The sequence below is a fragment of the Variovorax sp. 20P10.2.4 genome (assembly GCF_058244205.1).
In genome coordinates, this window is the sequence record NZ_JBZAYE010001018.1 from 1 (window position 1) to 1,752 (window position 1,752).

A 1,752-nucleotide genomic window follows, 5' to 3' on the forward strand; every position below is an offset into this window, starting at 1 on the left:
GACGCCCTCCGCGGGCTTCCTCGTGGGCTGGCTGTTCGGCGCCTTCGCCTGCGGCTGGATCATGCGGCGCTTCGCCGCCGCGCGCGGACGCGCGCTGTTCGTCGCGGCGCTGGCCGCCTCGTTCATCGGCGGCATCGTCGTGGTCTACCTGTTCGGCATCGCGGGGCTGTCGCTGGTGGCCCACCTGCCGCTGCAGAAGGCGGCGCTCGCGAGCCTGGTCTTCGTGCCGGGCGACCTCGTCAAGTGCGTGGTCTGCGCGCTGGTGGTGCAGACGGTGGCGCGCGGCCTTCCGAGCTGGCGTCTCGATCGCGACTGATGACCGGCCCGGCGCCCGATTTCCGGACCGTCCACGCGCCGCTCGCCTGGTGGGCGCGGCACACGCCCGATGCGCTCGCGCTCGACGATGGCCACACGCGACTGAGTTTCGCCGAGCTCGCGGCACGCGTGGCGGCCGAAGCTGCCGCATTGAACGAGGCGGCCACGCCGACGGTCGCCTGGGCCAGCGCGAGCGCCTCGCCGTCCGACCAGCTTGCGAGCTTCCTCGCGATCCTCGCGAGCAACCGCACCGCGGCCGTCGGCGATCCCGACTGGCCGCAGCCCATCAGGGACAAGGTGCAGGCGCGCATGGCACAGCACCTGGGCGCGGCCGCCGACATCGAGGAAGCGCACGCGAACACGCCCTTCTACATCGGCTTCACCTCGGGCAGCACCGGCGTGCCCAAGGGCTTCCGGCGCACGCACGGATCGTGGACCCACAGCTTCGAGATCTGCGTCCGGAGCTTCGGCCCCGCCACCGGCACCACCGTGCTGGTGCCGGGACGGCTCTCGCATTCGCTGTTCCTGTTCGGCGCGCTGCTGGGCCTGTGGACCGGCGCCGGCATGCGCCTGCAGCGCCAGTTCTCGGCGGCGGCCGCGCTCGACACGCTGCAGCGCGGTCTCGCGGGCAGCCTGGTCGCCGTGCCCAGCCAGCTGCTGCTGATGCTCGAGCATGCGCAACGCCATGGCCTGGCGCCCATCACGGGCACGCGCCTCGTGATGATCAGCGGCGCCCCGTGGCCGCGCGCGCGCACCGCCGCGCTGCGCGCGCTGTTTCCCGAGGCACGCATCATCGAGTTCTATGGCGCCTCGGAAACCTCGTTCATCGCCTGGGCCGACAGCGACGAGGCGCTGCCCGACGACGTGGTCGGCCGGCCCTTCGCCAATGTCGAACTCAGGATCGAGCCGCCCCTGCCCGGACTGATCTACGTGCGCAGTCCCATGGTGTTCAGCGACTACGTGACGCTGACGGCCGAGGAAGACGGCACCGCGGTGCTGCGCGACGGCGACTGGCTCTCGGTGCGCGACATGGGCCATGTGGACGAGGCCGGTTTCCTGCACCTGGTCGGCCGGCAGCAGCGCATGCTGCTCGTGCAAGGCAAGAACCTGTTCCCCGAGGAAGTCGAGAACGTGCTGGCCGGGCATCCGGCCATCGCGGCCGCGTCGATCCAGGGGCTGCCGCATCCGCTGCGCGGCATGGAGGCCGTGGCCTTGCTCGCGCTGTCGGCACCGCTCTCCCGCGAGGAACTGCAGGCCTGGTGCCGCGACCGGCTCGAGCCCTTCAAGCTGCCGCGGCGCTTCTACCTCGTCGACGCATGGCCTCGCACGCCGAGCGGCAAGACGGATCACGCGGCCCTCGCGCGGCGGTTGGCCGACATGCCGACGACGCAATGGGAGCGGCTGTGAGCCCGCCCGTGATCCTGGGCTGGGCCCGCA

2 protein-coding genes are annotated in these 1,752 nt (G+C 72.0%); both read left to right on the forward strand.

Annotation, left to right across the window (positions count from 1 at the left end; translation table 11 throughout):
• On the forward strand, window positions 1–316 hold a 316-nt coding region (locus AC27VN_RS40580), incomplete at its 5' end, for a biotin transporter BioY (RefSeq protein WP_490880378.1).
• Window positions 316–1,722: an AMP-binding protein gene (locus AC27VN_RS40585; RefSeq protein ID WP_490880379.1), complete on the forward strand. Its 1,407-nt coding sequence runs from the start codon at window positions 316–318 to the stop codon at window positions 1,720–1,722. The genes AC27VN_RS40580 and AC27VN_RS40585, both read left to right, overlap by 1 nt.
• The last annotated feature ends 30 nt before the right edge of the window (window positions 1,723–1,752 follow it).

What these genes read in the sequence shown, in the direction of transcription:
- AC27VN_RS40585 (WP_490880379.1), top strand. Translation starts at nt 316, where the DNA reads ATGACCGGCCCGGCGCCCGATTTCCGGACCGTCCACGCGCCGCTCGCC.